The 15,145-nt window shown below is 63.7% G+C and carries 13 protein-coding genes; 4 read left to right on the top strand and 9 right to left on the bottom strand.

Features of this window, described 5'->3' with window-relative positions:
- Positions 1-49 precede the first annotated feature (49 nt).
- The 7 genes from sfnG to EOC83_RS02965 all read right to left on the bottom strand — a co-directional run bounded on the left by sfnG (position 50) and on the right by EOC83_RS02965 (position 8,628).
- Entirely contained in the window at positions 50-1,150 is a 1,101-nt protein-coding gene (sfnG, locus tag EOC83_RS02995; protein ID WP_063169858.1) for a dimethylsulfone monooxygenase SfnG, read from the bottom strand.
- A gap of 161 nt (positions 1,151-1,311) precedes the next feature.
- On the bottom strand, positions 1,312-2,772 hold the full coding sequence (locus EOC83_RS02990) for an FAD/NAD(P)-binding protein (protein ID WP_063169857.1): 1,461 nt from the start codon (positions 2,770-2,772) through the stop codon (positions 1,312-1,314).
- Complete coding sequence (ssuD, locus tag EOC83_RS02985) at positions 2,769-3,941, bottom strand: FMNH2-dependent alkanesulfonate monooxygenase (protein WP_063169856.1); 1,173 nt, start codon at positions 3,939-3,941, stop codon at positions 2,769-2,771. The genes EOC83_RS02990 and ssuD overlap by 4 nt, the downstream gene beginning before the upstream one ends.
- A gap of 241 nt (positions 3,942-4,182) precedes the next feature.
- A complete protein-coding gene (locus EOC83_RS02980; protein WP_013528163.1) occupies positions 4,183-5,121 on the bottom strand; it encodes a sugar ABC transporter substrate-binding protein in 939 nt (312 codons plus the stop codon).
- A 14-nt stretch (positions 5,122-5,135) separates the two neighbouring features.
- The gene (locus EOC83_RS02975) at positions 5,136-6,131 is read right to left on the bottom strand and encodes an ABC transporter permease (RefSeq protein WP_063169855.1); all 996 of its coding nucleotides are present in this window, start codon (positions 6,129-6,131) and stop codon (positions 5,136-5,138) included.
- Positions 6,131-7,129: an ABC transporter permease gene (locus tag EOC83_RS02970; RefSeq protein ID WP_244506882.1), complete on the bottom strand. Its 999-nt coding sequence runs from the start codon at positions 7,127-7,129 to the stop codon at positions 6,131-6,133. Before EOC83_RS02970 ends, EOC83_RS02975 begins: the two co-directional genes overlap by 1 nt.
- Positions 7,126-8,628 (bottom strand): sugar ABC transporter ATP-binding protein, encoded by a 1,503-nt coding sequence (locus EOC83_RS02965; protein WP_063169854.1) that lies wholly within the window; start codon positions 8,626-8,628, stop codon positions 7,126-7,128. The genes EOC83_RS02970 and EOC83_RS02965 overlap by 4 nt, the downstream gene beginning before the upstream one ends.
- A gap of 324 nt (positions 8,629-8,952) precedes the next feature.
- Between EOC83_RS02965 and EOC83_RS02960 the strand changes: the two genes are divergently transcribed.
- The 4 genes from EOC83_RS02960 to EOC83_RS02945 all read left to right on the top strand — a co-directional run bounded on the left by EOC83_RS02960 (position 8,953) and on the right by EOC83_RS02945 (position 12,493).
- Entirely contained in the window at positions 8,953-9,627 is a 675-nt protein-coding gene (locus EOC83_RS02960; RefSeq protein WP_013528167.1) for a GntR family transcriptional regulator, read from the top strand.
- A 19-nt stretch (positions 9,628-9,646) separates the two neighbouring features.
- Positions 9,647-9,976, top strand: a complete 330-nt coding sequence (locus EOC83_RS02955; RefSeq protein WP_063169853.1) for an L-rhamnose mutarotase — start codon at positions 9,647-9,649, stop codon at positions 9,974-9,976.
- Between the two features lie 192 nt (positions 9,977-10,168).
- On the top strand, positions 10,169-11,680 hold the full coding sequence (locus EOC83_RS02950; RefSeq protein ID WP_063169852.1) for an altronate dehydratase family protein: 1,512 nt from the start codon (positions 10,169-10,171) through the stop codon (positions 11,678-11,680).
- Between the two features lie 66 nt (positions 11,681-11,746).
- A complete protein-coding gene (locus EOC83_RS02945) occupies positions 11,747-12,493 on the top strand; it encodes an SDR family NAD(P)-dependent oxidoreductase (RefSeq protein WP_013528170.1) in 747 nt (248 codons plus the stop codon).
- A gap of 14 nt (positions 12,494-12,507) precedes the next feature.
- Here the strand turns inward: EOC83_RS02945 and EOC83_RS02940 are convergent, their stop codons facing one another.
- Both EOC83_RS02940 and EOC83_RS02935 read right to left on the bottom strand, forming a co-directional pair.
- Positions 12,508-13,413 carry a dihydrodipicolinate synthase family protein gene (locus EOC83_RS02940; RefSeq protein ID WP_063169851.1) on the bottom strand — a complete coding sequence of 302 codons (906 nt, stop codon included), beginning with the start codon at positions 13,411-13,413 and terminating at the stop codon, positions 12,508-12,510.
- A gap of 11 nt (positions 13,414-13,424) precedes the next feature.
- Positions 13,425-15,137, bottom strand: a complete 1,713-nt coding sequence (locus EOC83_RS02935; RefSeq protein ID WP_063169850.1) for an IlvD/Edd family dehydratase — start codon at positions 15,135-15,137, stop codon at positions 13,425-13,427.
- Positions 15,138-15,145 lie beyond the last annotated feature (8 nt).

Raw genomic sequence — 15,145 nt, 5'->3', positions numbered from 1 at the left:
AAGCTTCGTGCGTGCGGGCCGGCGCCTGTCCGGCGTGCCTATGGGGTGACTATTCCGCCGCCAGCGACGCCGCCGCCTCGGCGTGTTCCAGTTCGCGAACGAGCGGGATGACATGCTTGCCGAAATACTCGACCTCCTCCTGGAAGTGCAGGAAACCGAGCAGGATAAGATCCGCACCCGCGCGCTTCAGGTCGACGACGCGTTGAGCGACCTGCCTGGGGGTGCCGATCAGGTTCGAGCGGAAACCGTCATTGTACTGGACCAGATCGTCGAAGGACGATTTCGCCCAATTGCCCTCACCTTCCGGCGAGGCCTTGCCGGCATTCTTGACCTCATGGCCAAAAGCATTGACCGCGTCGGGATTGGCCTCGGCGATGATTTCGGCGAGCACCGCCCTGGCCTCGTCCTCGGTCTCGCGAACGACCGCGAAGGCGTTGACGCCAACTTTGACGGAATGGTTATTGGCCTTCGCCTTGACTCTGATATCATCGACCTGCTTGGCGATCTCGGCCGGCGTGTTGCCGTTGGTGAAGTACCAGTCCGAGACGCGCGATGCCATGTCGCGCGCGGCGCGCGACGAGCCGCCCTGGAAGATTTCGGGTACTTGCGGCGGTTTCGGCTTCAGCGAATACTCATTGAAGCGGTAGAAATCGCCACGGAAGGTGAAGCTGTCTTCAGTCCATATTCCGCGCAGCGCACGGATGAATTCCTCCGAGCGGCGGTAGCGCTCGTCATGGTCGAGCCAATGCTCGCCGATGGCGTGGAACTCGCCGCGGAACCAGCCGGAGACAAGGTTGATCGCGACGCGGCCGTTGGTCAGGTAGCTGATGGTGGCGATCTGCTTGGCCGCCAGCGCCGGGTTCCATGGTCCTGGCAGGATCGCTGCGATGACCTTGAGCGTCGTGGTCGCCGCCAGCAGATCATGGCTGAACGCCACCGATTCATGCTGTTCGTCGGCGCCGTAGCCGGCCGTGAAACGTATCTGGCTAAGCGCGTAGTCGAAGCCGGCCTTCTCGGCGATCTGCGCCAGCTTGCGATTGTACTCGGCAGAATGGTTGGTGCGCTGCTCGATGTTGGAAATCACCAGGCCGCCCGAAACATTCGGCACCCAGTAGGCGAATTTGATCGGATCGGCTTCTGCATGTGCCATGAACTGTCTCCCATTCAGGCCGTGTCGTTGATCGCTCCGGTCGCGCCGGCTCTGATATTTATTATGTTTATAGAATATATATACAAAGAAGGATTTTCCGTTTTTGGGGCGCTCTTGGGACGGAAATACCAATTTTCGCTGCCGAACCCGGCCCGCAGGTGTCAGCCCACGTGTGGACGGTGCGCGGCATTGGGGCCGATGGCCTGCGCTGACGGCAGCGTTACCAGCAGCTTGGCAATTTCAACCGCGACCGCCTGGGCATGGCGGGCGACTTCCGGCAGACCCATGAGCTCGCCGAAAGTCCCTCGTGCCAGCGGGCCGGCGACCAGGAGTGTCGCGACCGCCGCGCCGTCCCGGCCGATCGCGCGGCTGTCGAGACCTGTCTCGATGCCAAGCCCATATTGGTCCGTCCTGATCAAGCCGGCTTCCGCCAGCGAGCTTAGCGCCGGGTTCAGCTGCAGCGCCTGCCCATGGGCCGGACCGGTGGTGTTGATGACGGCAGCGAAGCGCATCGTCTCGATCCGGGTCTGCCCGCGCCGTTGAAAGCTGACAGCCAGGCTGCCGTCCTCGTCGTTCGACGCGACAAGCCTGGCGGCAATGGTGTCGACTGTACCGGCGGCATGACGCCGGTCGAGCACCGCGGCGACCTGCGGCGCGATCCTGAAACGATGCACGTCCCAGAACACGCGCAGCTGGCGCACCAGCCTTGCCCGCTCCGGCGGCGCAAGTGCGGCCCACAGCACCGGCCCCTGGAGGCGCAGCTGATCGAAGACCGACTGCCAGTTGACATTGGCGGCGCGCGCGGCCGCCAGCGTCGCGCGAATGGTCTTGAGCAGGCCGAGCGCCGTCGTGGCCGGCGCGGATGCAAAGTCGCCAAAAGGCTCGCCCCTGATATCCGGGTGGCCGCGCGAGCGCAGGCCGCGGCGCGACAGCGCGAGGATACGGCCGCGATGGCCACGGCGGTCAAGTTCGGCGACCATGTCGGCCGAGGTCAACCCGGAGCCGACGATCAGCACCGACGCCTCCGGCCCGATCCCTGAAAGCGCGGCGGAAGAGTACGGATCGGCGACGAAACCTGGCGCTTCCGTCAGCGAGGCCAGCGCGTTGGGAATTCCGGGCCGCGGATGCGTCGCTGCCAGGACGAGGATATCGGCGACGACCGGTCCGGCAGAGGTGTGCACGGTCCAGCCCGCGCCACTGGCATCGCGTGTCACGCGTGTGGCGGAACCTTCGACATGATGGACAAGGCCGGAACCGAGATACGGCGCCAGATGCTCGGCGACGTAGCGGCCGAATACGCGACGGCGCGGAAAAGCGTCGCCGTTCTTCCAGATGGCATCCGGGTCGTGTTCGAGTTCTCCGCTGCCAGCCAACCAGCGTGCAAAATGCTGCGGATCATCGGGAGCCATGCTCATCCTGACTGCGGGGACATTGACCCGGTGCGACGGTTCCTCGCTGGAATAGGCCAGGCCGCCGCCGAGCGCTGGTCGCGGCTCGATGACGGAAATCGACAGGCGCTCCGATTGAGGTGCCCGCGCCAGATGCCAGGCCACCGCCGCGCCGGAAAAGCCGCCGCCAAGGATGGCGACGCGCAACCGGCGGGCCGGAGGGAGCGCGTTCACGAGGCGCTGGCGAGCGATTTCGGCCGGTGGTCGCCGGCGATGGTCTCGCCGAACGGACCGGTGTTGACGGACGAGCCGGCGGCTTTTACCGGATGGTCGGTCGGCAGTTTCGGCAGCACCAGTTCGCCGAAGCGATAGGCTTCTTCCAGATGCGGATAGCCGGACAGGATGAAGGTATCGATGCCGAGGCGCCGGTACTCGTCGATGCGCTCGGCGATCGTGTCGGGGTCGCCGACAAGGGCAGTACCGGCACCGCCGCGCACCAGGCCGACGCCGGCCCACAAATTGGGCGCGATCTCGAGCTTGGCACGATCGCCGCCATGCAATGCGCTCATCCGCGCCTGCCCGACCGAATCCATGCGCGCAAAGACTTTTTGGGCCGAGGCGATCGTCGTGTCGTCGAGGCGGCTGATCAGCCTGTCGGCAGCGGCCCAGGCCTCCTCGGTGGTTTCGCGGGCGATGACATGCAGCCTAATGCCGAAAGAGAGCTTGCGGCCGGCCTTCTGCGCCAGTTCACGCACGCTGTCCAGCTTGCGCTCGACATCGGCGGGCGGCTCGCCCCAGGTCAAATACTTGTCGATCTCCTGCGCCGCCACCGTCGACCCGGCATCGGACGAACCGCCGAAATACAGCGGCGGGTAAGGCGTCTGCACCGGCGGAAACAGCAGCCTTCCGTCCTCGATGTGGAAATGCTTGCCGTCATGCTCGACCGTCTCGCCGCTCAGCACCCGCTTGTATATGCGCAGGAACTCCTGCGTCACCTCATAGCGTTCGGCATGCGACAGGAAAATGCCGTCGCCCTTGTTCTCCAGCGGATCGCCGCCGGTGACGACGTTGATCAGCAGGCGGCCATTGGAGATGCGGTCCAGCGTCGCAGTCATGCGCGCGGCCAGCGTCGGCGACTGCAAACCGGGCCGCACAGCGACAAGGAAACGCAAGCGTTCGGTCATCGGCACAAGAGCCGATGCGATCACCCAGGAATCCTCGCACGAGCGGCCGGTCGGCAACAGCACGCCATAGTAGCCGAGCGTGTCGGCCGCCTTCGCCACTTGCGTCAGATAGGGCAGATCGACCGATCTGCCGCCCTCGGCCGTGCCGAGATAGCGGCTGTCGCCATGCGTCGGCAGAAACCAGAGCACCTTGATACGGTCTGGAATGTGCTTGCTCATGGCCTGTCTCCCGTCGCCTGACGGAGGCGGCCGGAGATGCCTGCTTTGGTTGACGGCGAGCGCAAAAAGGTAGGCATGGCGTGGTCCTGTCCGGGTGGAAACCAGATCGCCAGTGCAGATTGCTTATTCCACAAACTCTGTAGAGTTAGTTTATTCCAATTCCGTTGCCGCTATTAGAATTTCTCTCCCCAAGAAATCGGCGGCGAGGCCGACCCGAGTGCAGCGGGCCGGCCTTCCTGCATCAGAACGCTGGTTCGACCGCGTTGACGTTGTCCTTGGTGACGACTGTCAGCGGGATCGGCAGCCGGTCCTTGACCTCCTTGCCCTCGATGATCTCGGCCATCGTGTTGATCGCCAGGCGGCCATCCTCGACGGGCGACTGGACGATGGTCGAGTACATCTCATTGGTGCGGATCGATTCGAACGCATCCTTCTGGCCATTGATGCCGACGATCGGCGGTGCGGCCTTGGAGGGGTTCGCCTCTTTCCATGCGTCGATGAAGCCGCGGGCCATCGTGTCGTCATTGGCGTAGACACCGCTGATCTGGTCGCCGAAGCGTGTGATCAGATCGCGGCTCACCACCAGCGCCTTTTGCTGGTCGAAGTCGGCGTTGACCGTGTCGAGCACGTTGATCTCGGCATTGGTTTCCTTGAGACGGTCGGTAAATCCGCTGACGCGGCCGATCGTGGTGCCGTTGCCGGCCTGGCCGGCGATGATGACGACGGAGCCCTTGCCGCCCAGCGCCTTGCTCAGCGAGTCCGCCGCCAGCTTGCCTTCCTCATAGACATCAGGCCCGGTGAACGACTTGATGAACGGCTTGGCATCGTCGCTCATCGGCGAATTGATGAGGATCGCCGGAATGTTCGCCTGCTGCGCGCGCGCCAGCCCCGGTATGTATGCCTGCGGGTCGAGCGGCCACAGGATGATGCCATCGACCTTGCGCGCAACGCAGGTGTTGAGCTGCTCGGTGCCTTTCTGGACATCAAAATCCTGGCTGAGGCTCAGGATCTCGATGCCGAGTTCCGCAGCGCGCGCCTGAAGCGCCTTGTTGGCCGGCGTCGCGTAGGCATGCGAATCCGCTGCCGTCACGTAGCAGACCGTCTTGGCGCTGGCCCAGCCCGTCGATGCCAGCACAGCCGCCATGGCGGCGACGTGAAGCATGCTTTTCTTGCCAATCATGCGTTTCCTCCCAATCATGTGGTTCCTCCTTGAGTGATTGGATTGTCGCGAACGAGCGCCGGGCGCGTGCCCGGAGCCCTCCCCTTGGTGGTAACGGCCCGATCGAGCACGACGAGCAGGATCAGGATAAGCCCGGACACGACCTGCTGGACGTATGCGGGAACGGACTGGAACTCCATCGCGATGGTCAGCGAGCCGATCGTCAGCACGCCGCCGAGCGTGCCGAGCGCGGATCCCTTGCCGCCTTCGAGACGAGTCCCGCCGACAACGACCGCGGCAATGACGGCGACCGTCAGTTCCGAGCCGAAGACAGGCGAGCCGGTGTTGGTGACGAGGCTCTGGAGAACCCCCGCCAGGCCGGCAAGCGTGCCGGCAAAGACAAAGCCGAGAAAGACGATACGGTCCGAGGCGATACCGCTTTCCTTGGCAGCCGCCGGGTTGGACCCCACCGCAAAGACGTTGCGCCCAGGTATGGTGCGCGTCAGCCAGAAATGCAGCAGCACGATCAGGGCGATGAACAGCACGCTGCGGAGGGTGAAGACATCGAGATAGATCTTGGCCAGCGCCAGGGAGAGCATGATGTCGGTTCCGGTCACCGGCTGGCTGTTGGTGATCCAGTGCGCGAGTGAGCGGAAGATCAGCATCGTCGCGAGCGTCAGCACGAGCGAATTCACCTTCAGGCCGACGACCAGCATGCCGTTGATGGCGCCTGCCAGGGTACCGACCAGGATGCCGGCGATCGCGGCAGGCAGGATGCCGATCTCTCGCTGCAGGATGACCGATACGATGCCGGCCAGGGCAAACACGGCGCCACCGGAGAGGTCGATCTGGCCCGATATCAAAAGCACCGTCAGGCCGACCGCGATCAGGCCGATCGTCGCCGCCCGGTCGAGACCGAGGCCGAGCGTCGATGCCGAGAGGTAGCCGGGGACCAACAGCGCGGAAATGACGAGCGTCAGGCCGAGAATGATGACGACGCGATGCTGCGAGACAAGCGAAAGAAAACGCATCACGCCACGCCCCGCTTGCGCAGCGCCGCATCCATGCCGACGGCACCGACGATCAGGATGCCGAGCACGAAACCCTGGATTGGCGTGCGCACACCGTCGAGCACCATGACGTTGGTCAGCAGTTGCACGAAGATGAGGCCGGCAATGGCCCGCGGCACCGATCCGAAGCCGCCGACGATCGACACGCCGCCGACCACCACCGCCGTGATGGCGCTGAATTCGTAGCCGCCGCCGATGAGCGGCCGCGCGCTCTGCAGCGTCAGCCCGAGCAAGCCGCCGCTGATGCCGGAAGCCAGTGCGGTGATCACGAAGGCGCCAGCCTTCACGGCCCGCACCGGAACCGCACTAGCCTCGGCGGCGCTGTAATTGCCGCCGGTGGCGAGCGTCCATCTGCCCCAGAAGGAGCGGGACAGGACGAAATGGCCGACAAGGGCGATGACCAGGAAGATCAACACCACGACCGGAATGCCGAACAGCCGGCCCTTGGCGAATTCGGCTGAGGCGGGATTGCTGCCATAGACGATGACCCCGCCGACAGCCGCCTGGACGATGCCCAGTCCGATCGTGCCAACGCCGAGCGTGGCAATGATGGGATTGATGCCGACATATCCGACCAGGCCCCCGTTGAGCAGGCCTATGAGGCCCGCGAGACCCACCGCCAGCAGGAACGCCGGCAGCGGCCCGATCATCGGCTGCAGCCCGAGCGACAGGATGGCGCCGCAGGCGATGGTGGCCGGCACCGACAGGTCGGCCAGGCCGCCGACCACGAGCACGAAGGTCATGCCGACGACGACGATGCCAACGATAGACATCGAGGTCAGGACGTTGAGCAAATTGCCTGACGTGAAGAAGGCGGGGCTGACGAGGGAGCCGTAGAGCATCACGGCGACGATGGCGAAGGCGAGCCCCGCCTTCGACAGGACATCGACAAGCCTGCTGCCACGCGTAAAGCGGTCGTTGCGGTTCACGCCACCGATCTCCATGGCCGCTTCGCTCAAGCCATCTCCTCCCCGGTGGCCAGCGCCATGATGCGCTCCTCGCTCAATTCGCTGCGCAAGAGAGGCTCGGAGGCATAGCCATCGCGCATCACCACCACGCGGTCGCAGACTCCGAGGATTTCGGGCAGTTCCGACGAGATCATCACGACCGCCATGCCGCCGGCGACGAGTTGGCCGATGATGTGGTGGATCTCGGCCTTGGCGCCGACGTCGACGCCCCGCGTCGGCTCGTCGAGGATCAAGGCCGAAGGTTTGGCGGCAAGCCATTTGGCGATGACCGCCTTCTGCTGGTTGCCGCCCGACAGAAGGCTGATGCGCCGTTCGCCGTCGGGCGGTGAAATCGAAAACTGCTTGACCGAATCCCGGGCAAGCGCGCGATCGGCGCTGCGGCTGATGCGTCCGAAACGGGTCAGGCGGCGCAGGATGGGCAGGCTGATGTTTTCCCGGACCGACATTCCAGGCACGACGCCATCGCCCTTGCGATCTTCCGGAACATAGGCAATGCCTGCCCTGACCGCCTGGGATGGCGAGTTGATCGAGACCTCGCGTCCGTTGACGCTGACCGTGCCCTCGACAAGCCGCGACAGGCCGAAGATTGCGCGGGCAACCTCGGTGCGGCCAGCGCCCACCAAGCCGGTCAAGCCCAGTATCTCGCCGGCGCGCACTTCGAAGCTGACATCGCGGAAGCGCTGTCCGTCGCTGATATGCTCCACGCGCAACACGGACTTGCCGATCGCGGCCGGACTTTTCGGGAAGACATTGCTAACTTCGCGACCGACCATCAGCCTGATCATATCGGCAGCCTTTATGCCCTTGATCGGACGCGTCTCGATCATTGAGCCATCGCGCAGCACCGTCACCTCATCGGCGATTTCGAGCACCTCCTTCAGCCGATGGCTGATGTAGACGATGGCGATGCCGTCATCGCGCATCTTGCGCAGGATCCGGAACAGCGCCGCCGTCTCATGCTCGCTGAGGCTGGATGTCGGCTCGTCCAGCACGATGATCCTCGGCTGCGCCGCATAGGCCTTGGCGATCTCGACGAGCTGCTGCTGGCTGATAGAAAGGTTGCCGAGCCGTTCACGCGGATTAATGGCCGCTCCGAGCTCGTCGAGGACGGCAGCCGCCGCCCTGACCATCTCGCGCTTGCGCAGAAAGGTCCATTTGCCGGGCATGCGGCCGAGATAGACGTTCTCGGCGACGGTCAGGTGGGGGACCAGATTGATTTCCTGGTGCACCATGCGGATGCCGAGCGCCTGGGCGTCGGCGGGCCGGCGCATGCGCACCTCGGCGTCACCGACTTTGATCGTGCCGCTGGTGGGCGCGTAGGATCCGTTGAGGATCTTCATGAGCGTCGATTTGCCGGCGCCGTTCTCACCCACGACCGCATGAACGGTGCCGAATTTCACGGCAAAATTGACGTTGGACAGAGCCTTCACGCCTGGAAAGTTCTTGCTGATGCCTCGCATATCCAAGGCGCAATCGGCGGCGACGGTCATATCTGGCTAGGTTCCTCCTGGCGGCCGGCCGGTGCGCTACATCGGCCTTCGATATGTTAGTATAATAGCGCTGCAAACGCAGTTCGGGCTTCTTCGAACAAGCTTGAATGGCCTGCGCTGTTGAAGATCCAAGCCTCAGTCCCGGACTGAATTTTCCATCGTTCATCCTCACTATTGCACTAATATAACAGTTCTGGCAAGCTGGATTCCGGCGGGTCGTCATGACGTCGTGCGTCACCGACCCCCACGCTTGTATTGGATGCGTTCCAATTGACATTCTAGTATTATCTGGCCATTTCTGGTGAACGAAGACACGGATTTGCAATGGACCTGGATCCTTCGACGCTCAATCGGGCTCTTCCGCTCCGCGATCAGATCTACCACAAGATCCGCAACCTGATCGTCGTCGGGCAGTTGAAGCCGGGAGAGGTCATCAACGAGGTCGCCATCGCGGAGGCCCTGGGGGTGTCTCGCACCCCCGTTCGCGAAGCGGTCAAGCGCATCAGCGACGAGGGCCTGGTCAAGATCCTGGCGCAGACCGGCACCTATGTTGCTCCGATCAGCCGGGCCGACCTGGAAGAAGCCTATGTCATCCGGCGGGCACTGGAGATGGAAAGCGCCCGACGCGCGGCCGCCAAGTTCACAGCGGCAGCCAGCGAATTGCTGGAAGACAACATGGCGGCGCACCGGCTTGCCATATCCCGCGGCAGATATGCCACCGCGATACAACTCGACGATGTCTTCCACCGCACCATAGCCGAGATCTGCGGCCTGCCGATGATCTGGAGAGCCGTCGACATCTCGAAGGCACAGATGGATCGCGGGCGCTATCTCGCTATCCCAAGACCGGGTTATGGCGAACAGACGATCGAGCAGCACGAGGCCATTTTCGACGCGCTGAAGCGCCACGACGCCGAGGGTGCGGCACGGGCCATGGAACATCATCTCGAGACGTCGTTCCGCAACACGCTCGAAGTCGCCGCCGACCTTCTCGGCTGAAGCCCCGCGAGCAACCAGCATGCAAAGAATGGGACTTTGTATCGGCGTGAAAGCCGAGGCGATCGCGGACTACAAGCGCGTCCACGCCGCCGTCTGGCCCGAAGTGCTCGACGTCATCAGCCGCGCCAACATCCGCAACTATTCGATCTTCCTGCGCGAACCGGAGAACCTTCTGTTCGCCTGCTGGGAGTATCACGGCAGCGACTTCGCCAGGGATGCAGCGCGGATGAGCGAGTCGCCGGCCATGCGCAAATGGTGGGAACTGTGCGACCCCATGCAGACGCCGCTGCCGACGCGCGCCGACGGCGAATGGTGGGCGGCCATGGGAGAGGTCTTCCATCTCGATTGACCGGAACGTTATCGGGCAGTCGCTTCCCGGATATGCCCCAACGACGTGGCGACCGGTCCGTCTTTCATGACGACCTCATCCAGTCTCCGGCCTTGACCTCCTTGACCTCTGACATTCTATTATATTAGTATTCCAAATCATTTCTTGTCTCTCGACCTCCTGTCGCGGAGAACTTTTTCAGAGTATGGGGTCATGGCGCGGTTCATCAAGCTTTCGGGGGCCGACAACATTCTTCTGGCGGTCGATCCGTTGAAGATCGGCGAAAAAGCCGGTGACGTGGCTGCCAGGGCACGCATACCGCGCGGGCACAAAATGGCCTTGCGCGACATCGGCTCGGACCAGCCGATCGTGAAATACGGCCAGACCATCGGTTTTGCGCGGGAACCAATCGTCGCCGGCGACTGGGTTCACGAGCACAATGTGTATCTGCGAAATTTCGAACGCGACTACGTCTTCGGCACGAATACCAGGCAAACCGAGATCGTTGCCGAGGCCGAGCGCGCTACTTTCATGGGTTACCGCCGGCCGAGCGGCAAGGTGGGCACGCGCAACTTCATTGCCGTCCTGACCTCGGTGAACTGCTCTGCCAGCGTCGCCCGGTTCATCACCGACGAGGTCAACCGGTCTGGCATCCTGCGCGACTATCCCAATGTCGACGGTATCATCGCACTCGTCCACGGCACTGGCTGCGGCATCGACACCAAGGGTCCCGCTTACGACCTGTTGAAAAGGACGCAATGGGGCTTTGCCACGAACCCCAATATCGGCGGCGTGCTGATGGTCGGACTCGGCTGCGAAGCGTTCCAGATCCCACGCTGGATGCAGTCGTACAACATCAAGGAGAGCACGATTTTCCGCACGATGACCATCCAGGAAACCGGCGGTACGCGAAAGACGGTCGAGGCTGGCGTGAAGGCGATCGTCGACATGCTGCCTACGGTGAACGCCGCCGAAAGGACGCCGCAACCAGCCTCCGAACTGGTGCTTGCGCTGCAATGCGGCGGATCGGACGGTTACTCCGGCATCAGCGCCAATCCGGCACTAGGTGCTGCGGTGGACCTGCTTGTCGGGCAAGGCGGTACGGCGGTGCTCTCGGAGACGCCCGAGATCTATGGCGCCGAACATCTCCTCGCCTTGCGCGCCGAGAGCCGCGCGGTGGGCGAAAAGCTGATCGAACGCATCCGCTGGTGGGAGGATTATACCGCCAGGCACGACATGGAGATGAACAACAACCCTTCGCCCGGCAACAAGCTGGGTGGGTTGACGACCATCCTGGAGAAATCGCTCGGCGCTTCCGCCAAGGGCGGCACCACCAATCTGCGGGCGGTGCTGGAATATGCCGAGCCGATCAACGAGCGCGGCCTCGTCTTCATGGATACGCCCGGCTACGACCCGGTCTCGGCCACCGGGCAGGTCGCCGGCGGCGCCAACATATTGTGCTTCACCACCGGCCGCGGTTCGGCCTTCGGCTGCAAGCCGACGCCCTCGATCAAGCTTGCCTCCAACAGCTTCATCTTCGAGCAGATGCGCGAGGACATGGATATCAATTGCGGAGACATACTGGACGGCGTCTCGCTGGCCGAGAAGGGCGAGGAGATCTTTGCCGAGATCCTGCGCGTCGCTTCCGGCGGGCGCACCAGGTCGGAAGCGCTCGGCTATGGCGACAACGAGTTCGTGCCATGGAGCCTTGGCGCGACCATGTAGCGATCGCCGGCCTGCACAGGCCGGCCTTTATCCCGGAAGTAGCTCAAACGGAAAGAACCGCTCGACATGAACAGGATCGATCTTGACGGCCAGCACGCTGTGGTCACCGGTGGCGCCCAAGGCCTCGGCTTCGCGATGGCCAGGCGTTTCGTCGCTTCCGGCGCGACGGTCAGCTTGTGGGATCTCGATGAGGCCCGCCTCGAAACCGCCAAGAAGGAACTCGGCAACGCTGCCACGACAGAGATCGTGGACGTCGCCGATTGGACGTCGGTGGACGCGGCGCGCGCCAGGACCGAAGATCTGGCCGGCAAGATTTCCATTCTGGTCAATTCCGCCGGAATTGCCGGCCCTGCCGCCCCGCTCGACGTCTACGACATCGAGACGTGGAAGAAGGTCATCGACGTCAACGTAAACGGTACGTTCTACGTCAATCGCGCCGTGGTTCCCGGAATGAAGGAGCGCAATTACGGACGGATCGTCAACATCGCTTCGGTCGCCGGCAAGGAGGGCAACCCCAACGCCTCCGCCTATTCAGCCTCGAAGGCGGCGGTCATCGGCTTGACCAAGTCGCTCGGCAAGGAACTGGCGCAGTACGACATCGCCGTGAACTGCATCTCGCCGGCCACGGCACAGACGCGCATCCTCGAACAGCTGACGCCGGAGCACATCGAATATATGCGCTCGCGCATTCCGCGCGGCCGCCTGCTGGAGGTCGACGAAGCCGCGGCGATGGTCGCCTGGCTCGTCTCCAAGGAGAACAGTTTCACGACCGCCTCCACGTTCGACCTGTCGGGTGGGCGGACGACCTATTGAAGGGCAGTTGCCGTTCAGCCAGGCAACCGACCGAGGCCAGCCGCAAAGCGCGCCACCATCGCCACGCCGGTCTCGTTGGGCCGCATCGCCGGAGCCCGGTCGTGTATCGGGATGCCTGCGCGGGCGCCGAACAGCCGCTTGCCGTAGCAGATCAGGTTCTCGATGCCCTGCATGACGAAGACCGCTGCCGGCAGCATTCTTGCGTACTCGGCCTCGGCCGTCGCTTCGTCACCGATCCGAAACGCATTGTAGGCGCGCACGGCGAGGTCGATGCCATCAGGCGCCAGGATCATGCCGCGGCAACCGATGCGGAAATTGTCGATCAGTTCAAGGCCGCCGCGTCCGTTGAAAACGGGTATCCGGCCTTCGGTGCGTTCGATCAATCCGGCAATGTCGGTGACAGGGCCTTCGCCCTTGATCAGCCTTATGTTGGGATGAAGCGTGACAAGTTCGCGGATCTCGTCCGATGACAGGCCGCGCCCGAAAAACGCCGGCGCGTTCTGGATCGCCACCGGCAGGTCGGTTGCCTCGGCGACGCGGCCGAAGAACCTGGTGTATTCCAGCGCACCATAGGATCCGACCGGCGGCGGCTGCAGGATCACCCAATCCGCTCCCACGCTTTCAGCATGGCGAAGCTGTGCCACCTGCTCAGCCACCGAAGCGCCGAAGATGGTGAAGGCAAGCGGCACTTTTCCAGCCGTATCTTCCGCCGTCCAGTCCATGATCGTCCGGCGCTCGGCCTCGGTCAGCTTGGCGACTTCCGTCGCCAGGCCGAGCGCCGCCATGCCGTGCACGCCCGTCGCCAGGCAGATCTCGACCTGCCGACGCATCGCCGCGCGGTCCAGTTGTTCGTTCGCGTCAAAGAGCGCGTAGAGAATGGCGTGAATGGCGTGGAAATCGTCAGGCCGGAAATTGGGCATGCTGGTCGGCCTCAATGGCTTTCGCGTGGAATGGCGTGGCCACGGCATCCGACGAGAAAGTCGAGATCGGCGCCGCGGTCCGCCTGCAGGACACGGTCGACATAGAGGCCCTGATAGCCGCCGCGCATCGCCGGGACGGGCGGTAGCCAGGATTCACGACGCCGCGCCAGCTCCTGTGCCGACACGTCGAGATGCAGCTTCCTTGCTTCGACGTCGAGCTCGATGAAGTCGCCGCTCCTGACCAGCGCCAGCGGGCCGCCGATGGCGGCTTCGGGTGCGGCATGCAGCACGACGGTGCCGAAGGCGGTGCCGGACATGCGGGCATCGGAGATGCGGATCATGTCGCGGACACCCTGCTTCAGCAGCTTCCGGGGCAGCGCCATGTTGCCGACCTCGGCCATCCCCGGATAGCCCTTGGGGCCGCAATTCTTCAGCACCATGATCGACGCTTCGTCGACGTCGAGCGCGGGATCGTCGACGCGCGCCTTGTAGTCGTCGATGTCCTCGAAGACGACGGCGCGGCCGCGATGCTTCATCAGGGCCGGTGACGCGGCTGACGGCTTGATGATGGCGCCGTCGGGCGCCAGATTGCCACGCAGCACCGCGATACCGCCATTGGGAGTAAGCGCCTTGTCGCGCGGGCGGATCACCTCGGGATTGTAGTTTTTAGCGTCACGGATGTTGTCGCGCACGGTCTTGCCGGTGACGGTCAGCACGTCGAGATCGAGCAGATCGCCGATCTCCTTCATGACCGCCGGAATGCCGCCTGCGTAGCAGAAGTCCTCCATCAGGAAGCGGCCTGACGGCATCAGGTCGAGGATGGTCGGTACATCGCGGCCATATCGATCCCAATCGTCCAGTGTCAGTTCGGTGCCGACGCGGCCGGCAATCGCCAGCAGATGCACGACCGCATTGGTCGAGCCGCCGATGGCACCATTGACACGGATGGCGTTGGCGAAAGCTTCTTTCTTGAGGATGGCGGACGGGCGGAGATTCTCATTGACCATCTCGACGATGCGCCGCCCCGTCATGCGGGCGATGCGGCTGCGGCGCGCGTCGACCGCCGGATAGGCAGCGTTGCCCGGCAGCGCCAGGCCGAGCGCTTCGACCATCGAGGCCATGGTCGAGGCCGTGCCCATGGTCATGCAATGACCCGGCGAGCGTGACATGGCACTCTCGGCATTAGCGAAATCCTGCTCGCTCATCACGCCGGCGCGGACATCCTCGGAGAATTTCCAGACATCGGTGCCGGAACCTATCTCGCGGCCCTGGAAACGGCCATTGAGCATCGGCCCGCCGGAAATGACGATCGACGGCAGGTCGCAGGAGGCCGCGCCCATGACCAGCGACGGGGTGGTCTTGTCGCAGCCTGCCATCAGCACGACACCGTCCATCGGATTGCCGCGGATCGCTTCCTCGACATCCATCGAGGCGAGATTGCGGAACAGCATCGCCGTCGGGCGCAGATTGGATTCGCCGCAGGAGAAGACCGGGAATTCCAGCGGCAGGCCGCCGGCTTCCAGCACGCCCGCCTTGATGTGCTCGATCAGGCCACGGAAATGCACGTGGCAAGGCGTGAATTCGGAGAAGGTGTTGCAGATGCCGATCACCGGGCGGCCGTCGAAGGCATCGTCGGGCAGGCCGTTGTTCTTCATCCAGCTGCGGTGAATGAAGGCGTCCTTGCCCTGCCCGCCGAACCAGTGCTGCGATCGTCTCTTGGTCATGGTTTTCC

The organism is Mesorhizobium sp. Primo-A (genome assembly GCF_003997175.1).
Classification (GTDB): Bacteria; Pseudomonadota; Alphaproteobacteria; order Rhizobiales; family Rhizobiaceae; genus Mesorhizobium; species Mesorhizobium ciceri.
Note: the sequence above shows the minus strand (reverse complement) of the source record. Positions and strands in the feature narration are given on the sequence as shown.